This window comes from Streptomyces sp. NPDC059092 (assembly GCF_042756365.1).
Classification (GTDB): Bacteria; Actinomycetota; Actinomycetes; order Streptomycetales; family Streptomycetaceae; genus Streptomyces.
This window is the reverse complement of sequence record NZ_JBHZEJ010000014.1, coordinates 66,006-86,169: the sequence shown is the minus strand read 5'-3', so window position 1 is coordinate 86,169 and position 20,164 is coordinate 66,006. Positions and strand designations below refer to the sequence as shown.

The 20,164-nt window shown below is 69.6% G+C and carries 14 protein-coding genes and 4 pseudogenes; 12 read left to right on the top strand and 6 right to left on the bottom strand.

Going from position 1 to position 20,164, the window contains the following annotated elements:
• Positions 1 to 364: 364 nt before the first annotated feature.
• Positions 365 to 1,150 (top strand): putative adhesin, encoded by a 786-nt coding sequence (locus ACFXPL_RS11585; RefSeq protein WP_384916265.1) that lies wholly within the window; start codon positions 365 to 367, stop codon positions 1,148 to 1,150.
• Positions 1,151 to 1,397: 247 nt separating this feature from the next.
• Here ACFXPL_RS11585 and ACFXPL_RS11580 read toward each other — a convergent pair.
• From ACFXPL_RS11580 to ACFXPL_RS11570, 3 genes and pseudogenes are all read right to left on the bottom strand, one after another.
• Positions 1,398 to 1,723, bottom strand: a pseudogene (locus ACFXPL_RS11580) (transposase); the annotation flags it as partial.
• A gap of 1,054 nt (positions 1,724 to 2,777) precedes the next feature.
• On the bottom strand, positions 2,778 to 3,647 hold the full coding sequence (locus tag ACFXPL_RS11575; RefSeq protein WP_384916262.1) for an LLM class F420-dependent oxidoreductase: 870 nt from the start codon (positions 3,645 to 3,647) through the stop codon (positions 2,778 to 2,780).
• 315 nt (positions 3,648 to 3,962) lie between these two features.
• Entirely contained in the window at positions 3,963 to 4,142 is a 180-nt protein-coding gene (locus ACFXPL_RS11570; RefSeq protein WP_384916260.1) for a hypothetical protein, read from the bottom strand.
• A gap of 164 nt (positions 4,143 to 4,306) precedes the next feature.
• Between ACFXPL_RS11570 and ACFXPL_RS11565 the strand changes: the two genes are divergently transcribed.
• Together ACFXPL_RS11565 and ACFXPL_RS11560 are read left to right on the top strand one after the other, a co-directional pair.
• Positions 4,307 to 7,984: a S8 family serine peptidase gene (locus ACFXPL_RS11565; protein ID WP_384916257.1), complete on the top strand. Its 3,678-nt coding sequence runs from the start codon at positions 4,307 to 4,309 to the stop codon at positions 7,982 to 7,984.
• An 80-nt stretch (positions 7,985 to 8,064) separates the two neighbouring features.
• On the top strand, positions 8,065 to 9,081 hold the full coding sequence (locus ACFXPL_RS11560; protein WP_384916254.1) for a LuxR C-terminal-related transcriptional regulator: 1,017 nt from the start codon (positions 8,065 to 8,067) through the stop codon (positions 9,079 to 9,081).
• 287 nt (positions 9,082 to 9,368) lie between these two features.
• Here ACFXPL_RS11560 and ACFXPL_RS11555 read toward each other — a convergent pair whose 3' ends face one another.
• A complete protein-coding gene (locus tag ACFXPL_RS11555) occupies positions 9,369 to 10,070 on the bottom strand; it encodes a hypothetical protein (protein ID WP_384916251.1) in 702 nt (233 codons plus the stop codon).
• 399 nt (positions 10,071 to 10,469) lie between these two features.
• Here ACFXPL_RS11555 and ACFXPL_RS11550 point away from each other — a divergent pair, with 399 nt between their 5' ends.
• Complete coding sequence (locus tag ACFXPL_RS11550) at positions 10,470 to 11,069, top strand: hypothetical protein (RefSeq protein ID WP_384916248.1); 600 nt, start codon at positions 10,470 to 10,472, stop codon at positions 11,067 to 11,069.
• A gap of 9 nt (positions 11,070 to 11,078) precedes the next feature.
• Positions 11,079 to 11,732, top strand: coding sequence for a hypothetical protein (locus ACFXPL_RS11545; RefSeq protein WP_384916245.1), 654 nt, complete (start codon positions 11,079 to 11,081; stop codon positions 11,730 to 11,732).
• Positions 11,733 to 11,992: 260 nt separating this feature from the next.
• Here the strand turns inward: ACFXPL_RS11545 and ACFXPL_RS11540 are convergent, their stop codons facing one another.
• Together ACFXPL_RS11540 and ACFXPL_RS11535 are read right to left on the bottom strand one after the other, a co-directional pair.
• Entirely contained in the window at positions 11,993 to 12,439 is a 447-nt protein-coding gene (locus tag ACFXPL_RS11540; protein WP_384916242.1) for a hypothetical protein, read from the bottom strand.
• Between the two features lie 67 nt (positions 12,440 to 12,506).
• On the bottom strand, positions 12,507 to 12,584 hold the full coding sequence (locus ACFXPL_RS11535) for a hypothetical protein (protein WP_384916384.1): 78 nt from the start codon (positions 12,582 to 12,584) through the stop codon (positions 12,507 to 12,509).
• A gap of 930 nt (positions 12,585 to 13,514) precedes the next feature.
• Here ACFXPL_RS11535 and ACFXPL_RS11530 point away from each other — a divergent pair.
• From ACFXPL_RS11530 to ACFXPL_RS11500, 7 genes and pseudogenes are all read left to right on the top strand, one after another.
• Positions 13,515 to 13,776: pseudogene (locus ACFXPL_RS11530) on the top strand (non-reducing end alpha-L-arabinofuranosidase family hydrolase); the annotation flags it as partial.
• A gap of 98 nt (positions 13,777 to 13,874) precedes the next feature.
• Positions 13,875 to 14,840: a glycoside hydrolase family 6 protein gene (locus tag ACFXPL_RS11525; protein WP_384916239.1), complete on the top strand. Its 966-nt coding sequence runs from the start codon at positions 13,875 to 13,877 to the stop codon at positions 14,838 to 14,840.
• A 674-nt stretch (positions 14,841 to 15,514) separates the two neighbouring features.
• Positions 15,515 to 15,742: a hypothetical protein gene (locus ACFXPL_RS11520; protein ID WP_384916236.1), complete on the top strand. Its 228-nt coding sequence runs from the start codon at positions 15,515 to 15,517 to the stop codon at positions 15,740 to 15,742.
• Between the two features lie 296 nt (positions 15,743 to 16,038).
• Positions 16,039 to 16,662 (top strand): annotated as a pseudogene (locus ACFXPL_RS11515) (ADP-ribosyltransferase); the annotation flags it as partial.
• A gap of 344 nt (positions 16,663 to 17,006) precedes the next feature.
• The gene (locus tag ACFXPL_RS11510) at positions 17,007 to 17,594 is read left to right on the top strand and encodes a hypothetical protein (RefSeq protein ID WP_384916234.1); all 588 of its coding nucleotides are present in this window, start codon (positions 17,007 to 17,009) and stop codon (positions 17,592 to 17,594) included.
• Positions 17,497 to 18,074: pseudogene (locus tag ACFXPL_RS11505) on the top strand (transposase family protein); the annotation flags it as partial. The gene ACFXPL_RS11510 and the pseudogene ACFXPL_RS11505, both read left to right, overlap by 98 nt.
• Positions 18,075 to 19,204: 1,130 nt before the next feature.
• Entirely contained in the window at positions 19,205 to 20,131 is a 927-nt protein-coding gene (locus ACFXPL_RS11500) for a hypothetical protein (protein ID WP_384916231.1), read from the top strand.
• Positions 20,132 to 20,164: the final 33 nt, after the last annotated feature.

The following is a 20,164-nucleotide window of genomic DNA, read 5'->3' as shown; positions in this document are numbered from 1 at the left end:
CCGGTGCCTTCCGGTGCCGGCTCGGAGAGCATCCGCAAGTTGTACGTGATGTCGTCGAGGAGGATGCGGTGTTGCCGAGGGGGCGGCCATGTCGGCGGCGAGGTCTTCGAGAGCTTGGCGCTTGGCTGCGTCGCTGGTGTTGATGCCGCCGTCGTCCCGGACGCGGAGGTGAACATCGGTCTTGACGGGCCGGAGACGGTAGCGTGAACTTCTGGCGGCGGCTGAGCCGACCATGAAGACGTTTTCAGAGGGGTATGCGTCTTTACCTCCGGGACGTGCACGCAACCCGGAACAGTGTTTCCGCCGGGTCCCGATCATTTGGCGGTTCAAGCCTGACGGGCTGAGAGCGACTTACGGAGTGGGCATGTTCCAGTACGGCAAACGGCAAGGTGAACCCACTACTCCAGAGAGCCGGCCAAGTCAGCCGCGTCAGCCCGATTCAGCGCAACAGCGGCTGCAGTTCCTGCAGAGCACCATCGGGAATGCCGCAGTCGGCAGCATGATCGAGCAATCCCACCCGGTGGTACAGCGGGCCAGGATCGACGACCCGGCAGGGAAATGGCATGCACATCAGACCCCTGGGCGAGCCGATGGAAGTACGGTCCTGAGTGGCCATGGAAAGTACGAAGAATCCGAAGGCGCCGGCACCATCACCGTTCCCGACGGAACGACCGTGCACTTCTACACCCCACATTACCTTCCCCTCAGCGACGAGCTGGGCGGGCAGGTCGAGCGAGGCGAGGTAGGCCCGTCCACAACCCCGGGCTCGGGCCGGGGCCAGGGCAACGATCGGGACGTCACGCTGGAGGAGGAGACCAACAGCCGAGAGCCCACGATTCCGCCCGAGAGCGCCAAGCGGACCTACGGCCCCGGCGACACGATGCCCGACTACACCCTTTATCACCCGAAGGGTCTGCAAATCCACGGGAATCCGGTCCAGTTGCGTCGCCGCAAGGGCCCCTATGACTTTCGCGGCACGTACGTCGTCGGACTCCGCAATCAGGGCCCTGCGATCATCAGCGAGCTCCAGGAGCTGGGCATCGTCGCACCCAGCAGGACCGTGACGGTCGAGGAATCGGTCCGGCTGTCGAAACTCCTCCAGCCCGGCATGGGGGCAGTGCACTTCGCTGCCTGCCGTACCGCGATCTGATCGGCCTTCGCCGCGCCGGCCCGCTCGTGCCGCAGAGGTCTCGTTGGCCGTCGTGGCGTACGGCGGGCTTGTCGCGTAAGAGAACACGGCTTCCGCAGAGGCCGAACGAGGGGCCGTCACATCCTTCCGCCCCGGAGACCACTCCGACTGACACTACGGCGCCCCGGCCGCCAACTGCCCCTCACAAAAAGCCGGATCAGTCGTCTACTGGCCCCTGTCTCACATTCGGTGGTGGCGGAGGGTGACGCTATCCGAGGAGGATGCGGTGGCGGAGGAGGGTGAAGCCTGCTCCGCCGTACATCTGCCGCGCGATCAGCTTGGTCTTCGTGTTGACGCCTTCGGTGGGTCCGCTGCCGTACGGGAAGGTGAGACCGGCGATGACGGCGTCGTGGTCTCGCTCCAAACCCTGAGTGAAAGCGTGCAGATGGGCAGATCGGCCGTGCGAACCTGGGCGATCCAGGGCTCAAACGCGTCGGCGTTTTCTTGGGCGGGCAGCAGGAGTTGGGCGAAGGCCCGGATGTGGGCGACCAGTTGGGTCATTTCGGGGCAGGCGGCGACGAGCTGGGCCAGGAGGGGCCCCGGTTCACGCGGTGATGGATTGCCGGGAGCATCGGTCGTGGCGAACAGGTTGGTGGGCAGCCTGCTCGTGCTGCGCGTGCAGCACGAGCGGACTGTGACTTCCCCGCGTTCGCGGTAGCGGGGTCCGCCCGGCAGGGCTGGACTGTCTTCTGGTGCGTGGCGAGCGCGGCCGGTGCCCGGGCGGTGCGGTCATTCTGATGCGCGCTGCCCTGGTGGCGCGCAGCACAGTGGGGCAGCGGGGCTGGCTCGGCGGTGTGCACGGCGCCGGTAGCCGCGTGCCTCGCGCGAACTCGCCGTCCAGTCGGCGCCGCGGTCCAAACACGGCAGCCGCTGCCGTGCAGCGCGCGACATCACCCGCACCCGCCCGGACCTCGTCCTCGCCACCCTGACTAGGTGGCACACCGAAGGGGCGCACCACAACCGCCGAACTCGCCTTCATCACCCGCGAGCCGCTCAAGGCCCGCCTCAAGGCCGGCTGGGCACCCACCTACACCCTCCTCGGCTACGCCCCCCAAGCTGCTGCCAGCGTCAGCCCCCCTCCGCCTGCCCCGCACCGAGTACCAGCTCGGCGACGGCCTCACCTTCGAAGCTGGCCTCACCGCCCCCACCGACACCCCGGTACACGTCATGTACGTCCTGCCCCGCACCGACCCCGGCACCGGGGCCCGGGGAGAAAGTCGCCCACCTCACCCGGACCACCGTCAAAGCGGGCGCACCATTGCACCTAGCCAAGACCACCCCCTGAAGTTCACCGGCACCGCCGCCCTCACACCCGGGCAGCTGTCACCTCGCACTCCAGGTCAACGGCCGCCGCGACCGCCCAGCGCTGCCCCGCATCACCAACCGCCCGGCCTGAGCAGGACGGCCCCGCCGCTCGCAGAGCCTGGCGCCGTCAGGACCTGCACACCGACCACACGACCGCCTTGGGCCTGGATCAAGATCGTTTCCATTTTTCCTGTTCACCGAGGTTGTGCTCCCGGAGTACGGTCCGCGGCCGACCTCAGAACCGTACGGAGAACCCCGTGCGTGGTGTCCCGGCCAGTCCTGGCTATTCCTCCGGGTGAATCCAGGTCTGGGCGAGTTCCGCGACCCAGGTGGCCGCCGCGTCGGGAACGGGCGGAGGAGCGCCGACGACAACGAGTTCGGTGACGCCCGCCGCGTCGAGTGCGGGGAGATGGTCCGGGGTGCCGTCGCTCAGCGCTACGGCGACCGTGAGCTCGTCGAAAGCGCGACCGCGGCGGGCGCACTCGTCGGCGAGAACGGCGATACGCGCCGGAACGTCGGCCGCCGGGATGTTGAATCCGTACCAGCCGTCGGCGAGCATGACCGCCCGGCGCAAGGCGGCGTCGCTGTTGCCGCCGACCACGACCGGGAGCCGCCCGCCGCGCAGCGGCTTCGGGTTGACCCGGATCGCGTCGAAGCGGGCGAACTCCCCTGTGTAGGAGGCCGGGTCCTCGGCCCAGAGGGTGCGCATCGCGGCAAGGTACTCCTCGGTGCGCCGCCCGCGCCCGGCGAAGGGGACTCCGAGCGCTGCGAATTCCTCGGCCGACCAGCCGACCCCAACCCCGAGGCTGAACCGCCCGGCGGAGAGCACATCGAGTGTGGCGGCCTGTTTGGCGACCAGGACCGGGTTGTGCTCAGGCAGCAGGAGTACGCCGGTGGCGAGTTCGATCCGGCTGGTGACCGCCGCCGCGAAGGTCAGGGCAAGCAGCGGGTCCAGCCAGTCCGCGTCCGCGGGCACGGCGATCCGGCCGTCTGCGGAGTAGGGATAGCGAGAGGCGGGCGCGTCCACGAGCACCACGTGCTCGCCGCACCAGAGCCTCGCGAAGCCGTGGGTCTCCGCGGCTGTGGCCACCGCACGGATCACCTCGGGGCGGGCACCGTCACCGATACCGAGCGCGTGCAGTCCCACTCGCATCCTCCACCTCCGAGCGTCACCTTAAGCACGAAGCGCGGACGGCTCGGGAGACGTGGCCCGCCGCGCGCGGGCATTCCGTCCGGACGAGCGAAACCACCCGCCCCGGCCCGCGCCGCGATCACCTCCGGAGCCGGTGCCGGCGTTCCTCAAGGCCGGCGAAGGCTGGTCCCCGCCGCCGCGTCGGGAAGCAGGAGCGCGGTGTGTCCGTCAGGAGTTACAGGTGGCCAGCATTCCCGCGCCGGCCTGTGTGTACTCGAAGGCGTACGTGGCGCCCTCGGTGAGGGGCCGGTCCTTGACCCGGTTGGAGGTGCCGTCCTACTCGTAGCGGGTGGTGCGGCCGGTGTTGTCCTTGGCCGGGGAGACGCGGTGGTCGGCATCGCAGGAGAGGGAGATCCAGCGGCCGGAGGGACCGGTGATGCGAGTGATCTCGCCCTTCTTGCCGCTGAGCCGGGTCAGCTGGGTGGTGTAGCCGTGCCGGTCGCGTATTTCCTGCAAGGCGGCGTACTGAGGGGCACTCGCGGAGGTGGCCGAAGAAGGTATTGGCACGCCTCGGCCACAACTCTCCCTTGAGTCGCATTCCGCGCGGCGCTCACCCTGGTCACTGACTCCCGTTCACCAACACACGGGAGCGTTCAGCGTTCAGGGGAGGAAGTCCACACATGCGAAGACTCCAAGTCTTCTGGGCCGCGGCCGGAACGGCCGGACTGCTCGCGGTGACCGTCACCCCCGCGATGGCCGGCCCCGAGTCCCCGGTCACCACGTCGCGGGCCACGAGTACGCCAAGCCTCACCGGAGAGGGTGCCCCCCGCACCCAGACCGTCACCCTCATCACCGGCGACACCGTGTCGTTCACCGCCGGGCCGCAGGGCAGGTACGCCGTCGACGTCCGGCGCGGTAAGGGCCGCGAGGCCGCCACCTTCCTGTCCAGCGAGCGGAACGGCGAGATCAGCGTCCTCCCGGCGGACGCGATCCCGCTGGTACAGGCGGGCCGTCTCGACCCTGCCCTGTTCAATGTCAGCCAGTTGGTGAAACAGGGCTACGCGGACGCGAAGACCGGCGCCAACCCGGTGATCGTGACGTACGCGAAGGGCGCCGCGACCCCCGACGGGGCGCGCCGGACCCTCGCGCTGCCCGGCATCGGCGGCGCCGCGCTCAGCGTGAAGAAGTCGGCCTCCTTCTGGGCGGACGTCGCCCCGGCCCTCGGCACCGAGGGCACCGCGAAGGCCGCGAAACAGCTCGGCGGCGGCATCGAGAAGATCTGGCTGGACGCCAAGGTGGAGGCGTCCCTCGACGTCAGTGTCCCGCAGATCGGGGCGCCCGAGGTGTGGCGGTCCGGCTACGACGGCAAGGGCGTCAAGGTCGCCGTCCTGGACACCGGCGTGGACGCCGGCCACCCGGACCTCGCGGGGAGGATCGCCGGGTCGACGAGTTTCGTGCCCGCCGAGAGGGTGCAGGACGGCCACGGGCACGGCACCCACGTAGCCTCCACCATCGTCGGCTCGGGCGCGGCCTCGGACGGCAGGCGCAAGGGGGTGGCGTCAGGTGCGGAGCTGCTGGTCGGGAAGGTGCTGGGCAACGACGGCCGCGGCCAGACCTCCTGGATCCTCGAAGGCATGGAGTGGGCGGCGAAATCCGGCGCGAAGATCGTCTCCATGTCTCTGGGCGGCACGGCCTCGGGCCCCTCGGACGTGCTGAGTGAGACCGTCGACGCGCTGTCCGCGTCCACGGGCGCCCTCTTCGTGGTCGCGGCGGGCAACGCGGGACCGGGCGAGCAGACCGTGGGGACCCCGGGTATCGCCAACGCGGCGCTGACGGTGGGCGCGGTCGACAAGTCCGACAAGCTGGCCTCGTTCTCCAGCCGCGGACCGCGCCTCGGCGACTCCGCGGTGAAGCCGGAGATCACCGCACCGGGCGCGAGTATCACAGCGGCGCGCGCCTCCGGCACCACGATGGGCACCCCCGTCGACGACAACTACACGACGGCGAACGGGACCTCCATGGCGACCCCGCATGTCGCGGGCGCCGCCGCACTGGTCGCACAGGCACATCCGGACTGGACGGGCGAGCAGATCAAGGCGGATCTGGCGAGCACCGCCACGACCATGCCGGACGCCACCGTCTTCGAGCAGGGCGACGGCCGGGTCGATGCCCAACGCGCGGTGAAGCAGGGCGTCTTCGCGACGCCCACGCTGAGTTTCGGAACATTCGAGGACGGCGACGACGAGTTCGCCACCAAGGACATCGTGTTCACCAACTCCACGGGTAACGCGGCGAAGTTGAAGGTCTCCTCGACCCTCGCCGATGCCGCCCTGAGCGCGGACACCGTGACCGTCCCGGCGAAGGGCACCGCCACGATCGGGGTGACGGTAGACCCGGCCGCCGGGGCGACGGGCCGGTACACGGGCCACATCACGGCGAGCGCCGACAACATCCAGGTCACCACCGCCATCGGCTTCGAGAAGCTGCCGAAGACCTACGACCTGAAGGTCTCGCTGCTGAACCGCGGCGGAAACCCGTCCACCGCCGCGTCGCTCTTCATGCTGCAGGAGCTGAACGGGGCGTATCCGGACACGCACGGATTCCTCGGCAAGGGGACGACCTTCCAGGTCCCGGCCGGTACGTACTCGATGGCGTCGTGGATTCCGGATGTCGACGCGGCCGGGCTGGCCGTCGGCACATCGGTCGTCGGCGATCCCGAGATCAAGGTGGACGGAGACACGGAGGTCGTCCTCGACGCCCGCACGGCGGTGGAGATCAAGCCGAAGACCAAGGAGGACTCGGAGTTCCAGGGCTTCAGCACCAACTGGCACCGGGAGGGGCCTGGCAGCGCCTGGGGGCTGACCTACAGCCAGGGCTTCTGGACCGACCACATCTACGTCGCACCGACCCAGAAGGTCACCGAGGGCATGTTCGAGTTCTCCGCCAAGTTCCGTCTGTACGCGAAGGAGCTGACGGCGAGCGTCGCCAGCCCCGAGAAGTACCCGCTGCCCCTCGACTACACGCAGACGTACACCGGCTTCCCGGCGAAATTCGGAGGTGAGCACACCGTACGGGCGGTGGACGCGGGCAGCGGAACCGCGGCCGACTTCGAGGGACTCGACGTCAAGGGCAAGGTGGCGGTGGTCCGCGTGGCCACCGGGAAGAGGGCGGACGAGGCGCTGGCCAACGCGACTGCGGCCGGGGCCGGTTACGTCATCGCCTACCAGGACACGCCCGGGTACTGGATCGCCGCCGTGAACAGCACGACCATCCCGCTGATGATCGCCACCGGCGAGAACGGCGCGAGGCTCGGCGCCCTGCTGAAGAGCGGGAAAAAGGTCAAGCTGAAGCTGGACTCCACTCCGGTCAGCCCGTACGCGTACAGCGTGATGTTCCCGCAGACGGGCGCCGTCTCGGCCAACCAGACGTACCACCTCAACAGCTCCAACACGGTGAAGCAGAAGGTTCGCTACCACGGAGCCCAGGCCGGCCGGATCGGCAAGGACGCCGTGTACCGGTACCGTCCCTGGCAGGGGATCGACATCGGGACCACCAACGATGTGCAGCTCGGCACGGAACGCACCGAGTACTACAACGTCTCCGACACCCGGATCTGGCACGCCGTCTACCCGGACTCGCAGGCGAACCGTCCCCAGTGGGACTCCCTGGAGACCCATGACAAGGCGGGCAAGCTGCCCACCGAGGACTGGCTGCGCCAGGTCGTCCGCCCGGCGACCAGTGAGCAGTACGGCATCTCCCAGCGCACCGGCGACAAACTCACCTTCAGGATACCGGAGTTGAGCGACGCCACACCGGGGCACTACGGGTCCGTGGAGAACGTACAGGACACCGCGAAGGGCAAGCTGTACGCGGACGGACAGCTGGTCGGCGACACCACACTCGGCGGATCCGGCACCTTCGACGTCCCGGCGGCGAAGGTGCCGTACCGCCTCGTGCTCGACGCTCGGCGCACGGCCGACTGGGCCGCGTACTCCACCAGCACCCACACCGAATGGTCCTTCGCCTCGGCGCACACTGACCAGCAGACAGCGCTGCCGCTGCTCTCCGTCGACTACGACCTGGAGGGGCTCGACCTCCTCAACCGCGCCGAAGCGGGGCACACGTCGGAGCTCGGGCTCTCCGTCCGGAATCAGACGGCAGGCGTCACGGCCGGTGACCTGAAGGCCTGGGTCTCCTACGACGACGGCACGTCCTGGAAGAAGGTGAAGGTGAGGCACGGCAAGGCGGAGCTCAAGCACCCGAAGGGCGCCGAGTTCGTGTCGCTGCGCGTAGGGGCCACCGACCGGGAGGGCAACAAGGTCGACCAGACCGTGCTGCGGGCGTTCGGCCTGAAGTAGACACGGCGTTCGGCTTGAACTGAACGACGGCCCGGGGCGGTGCGAAGCCCCTTAATATAGATCCTCTACCGTGCCGGGCCATGGTGAACACGGCATACGACACAGACCTGCAGCACACGGCGGGACCGACCCCTGCCGCGAGCCCCTGGGCCGCGGTAGGGGTCTCCGCCCTCGATGAGCAGGTGTACCGGGCAGTCCTCCATCAGCCCGACGCCGGAGCGGCCGGCTGGGCGCTGCTCACGGGTGCCTCCCCGGCGCGAGTGCGCGAGGCCTGCGACCGACTGCTCGCGCTGGGGCTGGTCCAGCCGCCGGACTCCATGGGCGGGTTACGCGCAATCGACCCCCGGGTGGCGGTCCGCGCGCTGATCCGGCGGCGCGAGACGGAGTCCGATCTCCTCGCCTCCACCGCCGAGGAGATCGCCACCGCGTACGAGGCCGGGCTACTGCGCGAGGAGCCGGCGCGGCTGGTCGAGGTCGCCTCCGGCGAAGGTGCCATCGCGGCACGCCTCGAAGAGCTGTACGCGCGCGCCGAGCACGAGGTGTGCCTGTTCGACACACCGCCGTATCTCGCCCCGCCCGCCCCGCAGGCGGATCTCCAGGCCGATCTGCTCAGGCGCGGGATCGTCTCCCGCGGAATCTACTCGGCGACCGCCCTGGAAGATCCGAACGTCCTGTCCCGCACCTGGAAGATGGTGGAACTCGGCGAGCAGGCACGGGTGTTGCCGTCCGTACCCCTCAAGCTGCTGGTGGTCGACGGGTGTCGGGCGATGCTCCCGCTGACCACTTCCGCGGCGGGCGGCTACTGCGCCGTCGTGGTGTGGCACTCGGCGGTGACCGAGGCCCTGCAGAAGCTATTCGAGCTGGCGTGGCAGCAGGCGACACAGCTCGGCCGGGCAGCCGGTGACGGTGAACTCTCCGATGCGGAAAGGACGTTGATCCGGCTGCTGGCGGCCGGGATGAAGGACGAGGCGGTGGCCCGCCATCTGGGAGTGAGCCTCAGGACGCTGCGGCGGCGGGTGAGCGAGCTGCAGGAGAGACTGGGCGCGGCGAGCCGGTTCCAGTTGGGGGTGCGGGCCGCTCAGCGGGACTGGGTGTAACACGCGGAGGGGCCGCACCCCCGTCACTGTGGATGCGGCCCCCACCTGCCTGCCGGAAGCACTGCCCCACCATGGCATGCGGGCTCCACGAAACCCGGGTCGGCTCAGGCATCTGCGGGACGTCGGCCGCGTCCGTGGCCTTCTCCGCTACGGGCTGACCGGCCCCAGCGATGACCTCGGCCGGCTGGGTGGGCGACGATCGGGTGATGCGGCGATGGAGCCCGCTCACCCGGACCTCCGCGTTCCTCGTCCTCGACACTCCCCACCAGGCACCACCCGGCAAAGCCCTACTGGCCGGCGCTCTGGATCTGTTCGATCCTGGCGTTACGGATCAAGAATTTACCCGGTTCGCGGACCTGCTCGAACGCCTCGTTGTTCAGCAGTGCGCAGCTGCCCGACACCGAAGAGACCTGCACCGTAGTGGACTTGTCGTTGTCGAGGTTGGTGACGCGGAGCGTGGTACCGACGGGGAACTGATTGCTGGAGGCAGCCGGGGCACCCGCCTCGCCGGAAAGGGTGACAGTAGATCCGGCGCACACGACATCGCCTTCAGCGCTTCCGCCGGCGTTCCCAGCATCCCCGGTGTTCCCGGCACCTGCGGCGCTGCCCGCGTCCGCTCCGCTGCCCGCGTCCGCCTCGCCGCCCGGTTGCGCCCCTCCTCCCGGCGATGCCCCAGAACTCGCCTCATCGCCGGCATCGGCACCGCTACCGCCCTCGCCGACCTCGCAGTTGGACGCCGCCTGTTTCCGCTCGATCTCCTCGATGACGGCGACGCGGTTCGCGATCCGCGCCTCGGACAGCGCGTCCGGGGCGGCGCGCTGCGCGGCGATGAAGCTCTCGTTGTTGCCCAGGGCGGTGGCCAGCCCGTCGCAGACCACCGACGCCTGACTCGTACCGGTCATCGCCACCGCCGTACCGCCCACCAGCGCTGCCGCGCCGACCAGCAGGGAAATCGCCTTCTTACGGCTCAGGGTCTTCTTACGGGACACGTGTGGGGCTCCTGTCCCCGGCCGCGAAGGAACGGGGCCGGCTGGGTATCCGTGTGCCGTCACATACGAGGGATTCATCCATCCCACTCACCCGCCGCAAAAATAACTTCAGCCACACCAAGGTGAGTTCACCCAGACAGCAACACACCCGGAACAGCCTGGACGCAGTAGCAGCAATCGGCCTGATCCGGATGGCCGCTGCTCCGGACGACGAGGCATAGCCCCCGCGTCGCGCGGTATGCCAGACGGCTCGCGCGTCACGGGCACGGCAGGAGCCCGCCGGCACAACGAGCGTTGACACCCCGACGCAGCCGCCGGACGTACCGAGGGGATACACGCCCGCACAGGAAGTGGTCACGGGACATCGGCGTTGTCAGTGCCGCTCAGTGGAGTCCCACCGTGACCAGTAAATTACCGATGCATGCCGTGCAGGCCCTGCTCAGCGACGACGGTCGCGCTACGGTCCTTGCTCGCGCCGTAGCCGCGGCGAGCGAAAGCGAGCTGCACACAGCGTTCCTCCGCGCCTGTGAGTGGGACATCGCCGCGGGCATCCGCGACCGGCTGACGGCGCACCGCGATGACATCACCGCCATGAAACACGACGCGGAGCAGCGGGTTCGCACGCACTCCGGTTCGGTGCCGCATCGGGCTGCGCGGCACATCAACAAGGTCGCCGTAGATGCCGCTCGCACGCTCGCCCACGCCCTGCAAGGAGAAGTAGCGGAGGCCATCGCCGCAGTGCAGGAGGCCGCCCGCGTGCGATCGCTAGTCGCTCGCTGCGGCCAAGAGACCACGCTCACCCCGTCCGCGTCGCTTCCGGATGTTCATCGACCGTCTCCGCTTGAGACGCTCAGCGCACTCCACCATCAACTCCGCGCAGCCAGCTCGCGGGTGAACGCCCTGCGCGCGGAGTACAGGCGGATCCTGCACGGCCGACGGTCTCGGTTCGTGGGCCGACGCCGTCCGTGCGAAGACGGTCCGCATAAGATCACCGCCTGAGGGGGTGGCATGACCATGAGGAACTACCGGTGGTGCGGGGCGATCGCGGCGGCACTGCTGCTGGCCGGCTGTGGCGGTGGCGCGGAGAGCGACAGCGGGAACGGCAAGGCGGTGGCGCTCACGAAGGAGCAGGCACAGGAGACGTTGCCGGACGGCGAGGCCATGACGGGGTGGAAGGAGTCCGACCGGCCCAAGGCCGTTGAGATGGACGAGCTCTTCCGCTCGCAGGCCTGCCCCGTCAAGGACAACGCGGGCTGTGAGAACTCCCGCTTCTACGGCGCCTCGACCTTCCGGCAGGACGACAACGCCGCCACCGCCAGCTTCCTGCTCGTCGCCTACGACAGCGAACAGGCCGCCCGGGCGGCGTACGACGTGCTCTGGGACGGCTACTACGGCAAGAGGGCGGGGCAGAAGGCCAAGACGTTCGAGATCGGCCCGATCGGTGACGAGCGCGACGCTCGATTCGGTACCTCCGGCTTCCGCGGCGAGCCCGGCGCCGTGACCCAGACCCGGGTCGGCACGGTGCTGCTGTGGACCGTCGCGGCTTCCGCGGACAAGGGCGGCCTCGACGAGGACGGAGTCCGGGACCTGGCCACGGTGCTCGCCGAGCGGGCCCGGCAGACCCAGAACGGGGACGCGCCCTCCGCCGCACTCGACGGCTGACCGGGCAGAGGACGTCCACGGCCAGGCCGCGTCGGCGTCCGGTCACCCGCTCGCCAGGTGCTACGGGAGGCAGGCCCGGACGTCGTCGAGCCGTGCCCGCCCGGTGCTCACGTCGAGGTGCACGGCTCCCAGGTCGGCGAGTGCGTCGCCACCGTCCCCCGGCGAGCGGACTCCGAGAGGGCGGTAGGAGACCTTGTCTCCGATCGGCTGCTTCGTCCGGGGTGAGCGAGCAGGTGGCGGCGGCGCCGGGCCGCACCGGGTCATCTGCCTTCGAACGTGTCCTTCGCGACCAGCTTCCCCTCGCGGAAGCAGAACCGGAAGACGGTGAAGGTGTCGGAGTCGTCGCCCTCGTCAGAAGTGAAGTAGCGGCAGGTCGCGCCCTCCGGCGGCTTCGGTCCCTGGTCCTCCAGCCCCAAGGTCACCCACGAGTCCCGGGCGGGCAGTTTGCCGAGCACGTCCGCCTCGGAGTCGCCCACATTCACCGACTCGTACACACTCGGTGAGATATCAGCCTTCTTCACCTCCTTCTCCATGCTTTTCACCCCCCACACCCCCAGGGCGGCGAGGCCCCCGACCAGGACAGCGGCGGTGACGGCGCAGCCGATGACGATGTTCTTCTTGCCCATGGTGGTGAACTCCACTGATGGTTCGGTCCGGTTGACGACCGCTCCACCGTCGCCCAGGGCGCCCCTCCTCATCTGCCCCACAAAGTCGTCCCCTCGACCGACGAAGGTCGTACCCCCGGCGCCGTGCGCCGACCACGGCGCGTTCGTCTCACGCAGTGACCAGGCCGGTCTGCCACGCCCAAGCGGCGATCCCGACCCGGTTACGTGCCGCCAGTTTCCCCTGGATGTCGCTCAGGTGAGTCTTGACGGTGCCTGAAGTGATGGTGAGGGCCGCGCGATCTCGGCGTCGGCCAGTCCACGGGCCACGAGTCGCACCACGCTGACCTCACGCGGGGGGCATCGAAGCAACCCTGGAGAGCCCCTATCGCGTCGCCACCACATCGGGCCACAACGCCACGTACTTCAGTCCCAGGAGAACCGGGAATCTTCCGGAAGGCCAGAAGGTGAGAATGCGGGCCGCGGTGATCAAGGGAGGCAGCTCTCACCTGTCTTCGTACTACACCGGTCACGCCCAAGGGACCCCTCGACGGAAGACTTGCTGGGCCCGGCGGCGGCGGGGGCGGCGCTGACGACGCGGGGTCTGGAACGGGGAGCGGCGACCGCCGGCGGGGTGCTCGCGGCGCTGGTCGCCGGGCTGGGTGCCGGTGACGGGCTGGGGGTCGTCGGGCAACTGTCCTGGGACAACATGGGATCGGCGCCGCCGAACCTTTCGAAGCTTCCAACGATTCGTGCGACAGGTATTGACGGGATTCACCGCCCCTCTATCATCCAAAATGCTCGACATACCGTTCCACGTTCGAAATCTCGCATGCAGAGCAGTCTCTCCGCGCGAATCAGCAGGGCACCTCCGGACAACTCCGGCCATCAACGGCTGGGCCGCGGAAGGAGAACGCCGCTCGTGCAAATGTCATGGACTCATCATGCTCTGTGGCGTAGCTCAGCGCCTCTCCTCGGCTTCGGCGCCAAGTACGACCTGAACAGCGCCCGTGGCCACGTCCGGGGCATCTGGACATCGTCGCCGGCCTACCGGCCGAGCAACCGGGCCTTCCGCTGTCGTGGCCGGACCGACCTCGCCCGGACCGTACGCCCACACCGCCACCGCCACCGCCACCGAGGGGCCGTGGAGCGGACCCACGACGATCAGCACCAAGCCACCAGCCTCGCCGGTTCCTGGACGCAACTCGCCGCATCCGAGAGCAATCCCTTCGCACGGGCCAACAACGTCAGCTTCCCCGCGGGCGCCTGAACCCGGGGCATCAGCTACGGCGAGATGATCCGCGCGGGCCATGACCAGACACTCACCGTGCCCTCCTGCCGGCTCCAGTACCTCTACCAGGACATGGGTCCCAACGCGGGCGGCGACTACAGCCTCCTTCCCGTGGCGGCTCGGCCTCCTGACCCAGACCGACTCGACCTGCCGACCGACCGTGCAATGGGGACTGCTCCTGATGGGAGCGCTTCCCACATCCACCGCCGACCATCGAGCACATCCCTGTGAGAAAGCCGAGGTACCGTCATGCGCCGCAGACTGCTCGCCCTGATGGCAGCGCTCTCCTCGCTGCCGCTGACGCTCGTCGCCGCACCGTCCGCCCACGCGGCCGACCCGACGACCATGACCAACGGGTTCTACGCGGACCCCGACTCCAGCGCGAAGCGGTGGATCGCCGACAACCCCGGCGACGGCCGAGCGCCCGCGATCAACGCCTCCGTCGCCAACACTCCCACGGCCCGCTGGTTCGGTTCCTGGAGCGGCACCATCGGCACCGCCACCGGCGCGTACGTGGGTGCCGCCGACGCCCAGGACAAGCTGCCCGTCCTCGTCGCCTACAACATCTACAACCGCGACTACTGCGGCGGGCACTCCGCGGGCGGAGCCTCCTCGCCGGCCGCCTACACGAACTGGATCGCCCAGTTCGCGGGAGGGATCGCCAGCCGCCCGGCCGTCGTCGTCCTCGAACCCGACTCCCTCGGAGACTACGGCTGCATGAGCCAGGCCCAGATCGACGAACGCGAGGCGATGCTCACCGGCGCGCTCTCCGAGTTCAATCGCCAGGCTCCCAACACCTGGGTCTACCTCGACGCCGGCAACCCTGCCTGGACGAGCGCGGCAACCATGGCCCAGCGCCTCCACGAAGCCGGCCTGCGACAGGCCCACGGCTTCTCGCTCAACGTCTCCAACTACCTGACCACGGCCGAGAACACCGCGTACGGCAACGCCGTCAACAGTGCGCTCAACGCTCAGTACGGCTACAGCAAGCCGTTCGTCGTGGACACCAGCCGCAACGGCAACGGCTCCAACGGCCAGTGGTGCAATCCCTCGGGCCGCCGGATCGGCACCCCCAGCCGGCTGGGCGGAGGCGCCGAGATGCTCCTGTGGATCAAGGTGCCCGGTGAGTCCGACGGCAACTGCGGCTCCGGCCAGGGCTCCTCGGCCGGACAGTTCCTGCCCGAGGTCGCCTATAAGATGATCTACGGCTACTGACCCGGGACCGCTCCGTCGCAGTCCGGCACCGGGTCGGGCGAGCTGGATCGTACGCCTCGCACGCATGTGGTCCCGGGGCCGGCTCCGGTGGTGGTGCACGGGGGAGCGGTTCGTCGTGCCGCTCGTGGGCCGCGCTGCCGGACGAACCGCGTTCAGTGTTCGACGGCGAGATCGACTCGGCGCCGCCGAACATGATCGGCCGACTCATCCGCACGTGGGCGCTGAGGTCATCCCGGGCGACCCATCGACCGCGTCGACGTCCTGCTGAGTGCCGAGCGGCAGGCGTATGTGCTCGGGACGGCCGCTGCGTGAGCTACCGCGTCGCGTTCGCCCCCGTGGCCGGAGAAGTCTCGGCAAGCTGCCCTCGCCCGCACCCTCGGCACCGATCACCTACGGCCACGGCTCCGCCCCCGTGGCCGGCGGCCAGGACCGCCGCGAAGCCATCGCGGCGGGGGTGATCGTCCGCCACGTCATCTCCGCCGGGATCCTGACCGTCACGGTCGTACGCCTCATCCCCGAGCCGTGGCCCGACGGACGCGAGGGTGGCCTGCGAGTGAACTGTCCCGTGTGCGGCGCGTCCGCGAACCAGGCGGCCGACGGGTCCTGGTACTGCTCCGCGCGATGCGGCTGGAAGACCGGGCGTGCCGCCTTGCGCCCGGCGGTAGCGTCCACCCATGACCGCGCAGAGCACTCCTTCCCGGGGAGAACCGGTGCCCGGCCACCCGGCCGATGACGGGCCACAGATCACCTATGCCGAATGCCGGCGGTGCGGTACGCAGATCGCCGGGCTCGACGGACACTACAGCTGCGGCGTGTGCGGCTGGGTCAACCACCACTCCGAAGGCCACCGCGCACTGCCCACCGCCGACGACGACACCGACGCCGTCAACCGCCTGGCCTGACACGCCCTCCGGCTCTGCCGCGCGGCCAGATCAAGGCCTCTCCACCGGGGCGGGCCCTCGATGACCAGCTCCTGGCCGCCGTCGACCTCGTTTGCTGGTGCGTGACCGGGCCCGAGCAGGGTGCGCACAGAGGTGATTCAGCGCATACGGGCGGCGTCATTCGGGCTCGGATAGGTCGGTCCGTGCGGCACGCGCAGTGGGGGCACACGGCTCCCGGGTCAAGGGCTTGAGTCAACTCGCCCACTCAAGGGTGACGTTGTCCCGCCGAGCGTCACCGGGCCGCGATGGTGGTCATCATGATGACCACTCGCCTGTGGCGCCGGAGCGCCGTATTTGCCCTTGCCGTCTCTGCCGTTCTCCTTCCCAGCGCCGCCAGCACAACCTCCGCCAACGCCTCCGCGGCGACGCTCCAGGCCACCACGGCCGCCCGGGCCTCAGCGCCCCGCTCATGTCCCATCGTCGAGGACCGCCTCTACGCCGCTCCTGACCGGCGCGTCGACATCAACCGGATCACTCCCGCCCCCTCATGGCGCGCCAACTGCTCCCAGCTCTACCGCACCGACGGCCGCGGCCCCGAGATCGTCTTCGAGGAGGGCTTCCACCCCAAGGCCCCCCTCAACGGCCAGTACGACATCGAAAAGTACGTCCTGGTCAACCAGGCCTCCCCCTACGTCTCCACCAGCTACAACCACGATCTGTACAAGTCGTGGAAGAACGGCTGGAACTACTACATCGACGCACCCGGCGGGGTAGACGTGAACAAGACCATCGGCGACACCCACAAGTACGCCGACCAGGTCGAGGTCGCTTTCCCCGGCGGGGTCGCCCGGCAGTTCATCGTCGGCGTCTGCCCGGTGGACAAGGAGCAGAAGATCGAGATCATGAATGACTGCCGGGACAACCCGCACTACGTGCCGTGGCGCGCCGGGTACCCGGCCGCGAGCGTGGAGCAGCCCCGACAGCCGTTGACCGCCGCGTCCAAGTCCGTGCCCGAGGCGGCCCCGGTCCCCCTTGCCGCACCGGCCCAACGACCCGTCGCCGTACCGGCTCTCACGGGTTCCAGGTAGCTGAGAAGAGCGGCTGCCGCGGTCGTCACGGCACACCCGGGGCCGGCCACCACCGAGGGGCTTCTCGCCCCCTGGCCCGCCGCCCCGACGGCTGGCCACGCCTGGTCCGCCCCGACCGTCCGCGAGCTCCGCGTCGTACGGCTCCCGCTCCTCTTCACCAGCTCCCGCGCGAGATAGAGAAGGTTGACCGCGCGTCAGTGCGCACTGGGCCCAACAGGGCGAGCGCCGCGACACCCGCGAGATCGTCCTGGCCCGCGACGGCGAGAACGTCGTACGGGACGCGGAGTCGCGCCGTCACGGGAACCTGGCTGAGCCCCTACGACAACAGAAGGCTCACCGCTGCCTCGCAGCTCGACGTCGACCACATCGGTATGGCCGAGGGCTCCGGGGCCCGCGGTGTCCCGACCCGCGTCGTCGGCGTCAGCCGCAAGGAGAAGGAACGCCTCGTCAACCAGATGGCCACCGGCTACGACCCGCTGTGGACGCCGGTGGTCATCGAAGTCCCGCTGCGCGACAGCGACAAGGTCGTGCTCATCGTCCGTATCGAGCGGGATCTGGTCCCGGCGCCCATCGTGACGGACGGCAACGCCATCTGGGCCGGCAAAGAACACGAGGAAAGACGAAACGACCGGGACCCGCTGGACTTCTGTCTCCACAACAGCGGCACCCTGTCCGGCACGCACCGACCAGCTCACCGCCAGGCGGAGGGAGATCGGGACACGCCGGCGGCGCCTTCCCGCGGCACGTCAAGCCCCGCTCGTTCTGGCCCACCTGCGATGCGGTGATACCTGCACCCAGCTCGCCGCCGGGTCGGCATCGGGATCGCGATCGTCCACCGCTGCACAAGTGAAGCAGTCGAGGCCCTGGCCGAGGCGATGAGGACGATCCGCACGAAGGCGTTCGTCAACCTCGACGGCACCCTGCCGCCGGTCGACCGCATCGCAGCCGACACCCCGTACCACTCCGGGAAGCACAAACGCCACGGGATGAACGTCCAGGTCCTCACCGATCCGTTCGGACGACTGCTCTGGGCCTCACCGGCTCTGCCCGGCCCGCCTCACGACCTGACCGCCGCACGCCAGCACGCCAGCATCGAAGCCCTCGCCGATGCCGGACCCCGGTGCTGGGCGGACAAGGCGTATCAAGGCACCGGCGGAACCGTCCGGGTCCCGTTCCGGGGCCGACGCCTCAGGAGATGGAAGCGCCCCCACCACACCACCCACGCCAAGATCCGCTGCCTCGGCGAGCAGACCAGGGCCGCCCTCATCCTTCACCACACGTCAGCGTGAGGTTGGAAAAGGCTCAAAGAATGTTGGGACACCCGATGCACCGAGATGGAACGCGTCTACGTCCTCGGTCGAGGCAAGGCGACCGCAGAAGACACACCACGAACTGATGTCCCCCTCCGAAGCCGCCTGCACCAGAACACTTTCATCGCCCAGGACACCCGGTAGCGGCTCACTACCCGGGCGGACGCACCGGTTCCCGCAACGCGCGCCCCGCCTCCGCCCATACCGGAGGCCCCCCGTGACACCACGGCCCTGTCCGCCTCCGGACGGAGCGGGCACCGTGCGCGCCGCCTTCCGCGCGCGGTCAACACGGTCTCGTGGGCTGAATCTTCGGTTCCCGGGGCAGACCGGCCGGTATCCCGGATGATGGGACCACTCGGTCAACGGATCAAGCAACCCCTTGGAGTACGAACATGACGGTGGAGGCCGGCGCGGAGCGCGTCGCGGGACGGACGTGGACGGTGCGCCTGGACCCCTACGGCCGCCCATCCGCCGGGGCGGTGAAGCTCTCCTGCTCCCGCCCGGTCTGCGCCGATCAGCACTTTCCCAGCGGTACTGCCACAGGACGCAAGGCCGCTGTCGACCACGTCAACCAGCACCTGGCCGGCATCCGCGCGGGAGGCGGTCCTCGCGCCGGGGCGTGGTGCGCCTGCCGCGCCGCCGACTGCGCGTGGCACAACCCCGACCCCACCGCACGGCGCGACGGAGGACGACCGGTCGCGGTGCCGCGAATGTGCGGCGGTCCGGTGCTCCTGACGGTGTATGCGGACCGTGCTGGAAGGCTGTGGCGGATCGCGGAGATGTGCGCGCGGTGCTCGGCCGCCACACCCGACTGCCGTGTCCTGGCCACCGCCGCACCGCCGCCTCGTACAGCCCCGTCCGCAGCCGACCAGCCGGAGAGGGAACCGACCGTGGAGCGGGATCCCACGAGCGTCACGACGGGCACTGGTGTGACGGCGCTTTTCTCCGACAACAGCCCCGCCCCCGCGGCCGTTTCTTCGTCCTTTCCGGCCGCCGCACCAGCCTCGGTCCCCTCAGCCCGCTCCGCCGCACCGGGTACAGGGTCCCGTCGGGCGAAGCAGTGGGGGAAGATCGCGCGGTGGATCGTGCCGTACGACCTTGAACCCGAGGACCTGCGGGTGGAGCTCATCGAGCTCGGGGACGCGTTCCGCGTCTACTCGCGGCGTACCGAGCCCCACCTCGTCCTCCTCGCCGAGCTCCACGAGCGCAAGTCCCGCGCCTTCCGGCTGTGGGCCGACGTGAGCGGCAACGGGGCCCTGCGCCACGAGGCGGAACGCGCTGAGAAGGCGGCGCAGACCGCCCTTGAGATGCACGAGAACCGCGGCGGCCGGCCCGACGGCGACGGGCCGGAGGTGGAACGGCTACTGACCCGGCCCCAGGCCGTCCACGCCCGCGCCATGCTGGACTACGTCGCCGCCCACGCCCCCGCTCCGGAGGCCGAGGTGCGCCTCGCGGTGCTCATGCTCACCCTGCGGGCCGCGCGCGCCGGCACGGGGAACATCACCGGCCAGGACGTCTCCGGCTGGCTCCAGGACCACGCCGGGCAGGTGCTTCAGCATCTGGTCACGGCCGGCTGGCTGCACCTGCCCGGCACCGTCGCCGAAGTGATGGACGCCCCGCCCGAGGACCACACCGCGTTCACTGTTCCCACACTGCTCCCCCAAGTCCGGCCGTTCACTCTCGGCAAGGCCAACCGCTCTCGGCTCTCCGGCTGGGCCCAGAACGCCGTGGGCGACCGGAAGATCCGCAAGAAGAAGCTGGGCGCAAGCACCCGGCTTCTGGCCCTGTACACCGCCGCCCACACCCGCCACGACGGCCGCCTCGGACGCGCCGAGGACGGCGGACTCCACCTCGACAAGACGGCCGCGTTCTGCAACCTGCCACCCGAGGAAATCGCCGAACACGCCGAACTGCTGATCACCGCCAACTGGCTCGCGGAAGCCGACACCGCCGGAGGAAAGCTCCGCGGACAGCTCGCCGAACGCGTCCTGCCGCTGGGAGGGCTGCTGTAACACGCCTGGCCGGATCCGTCAGCCATGACGGCC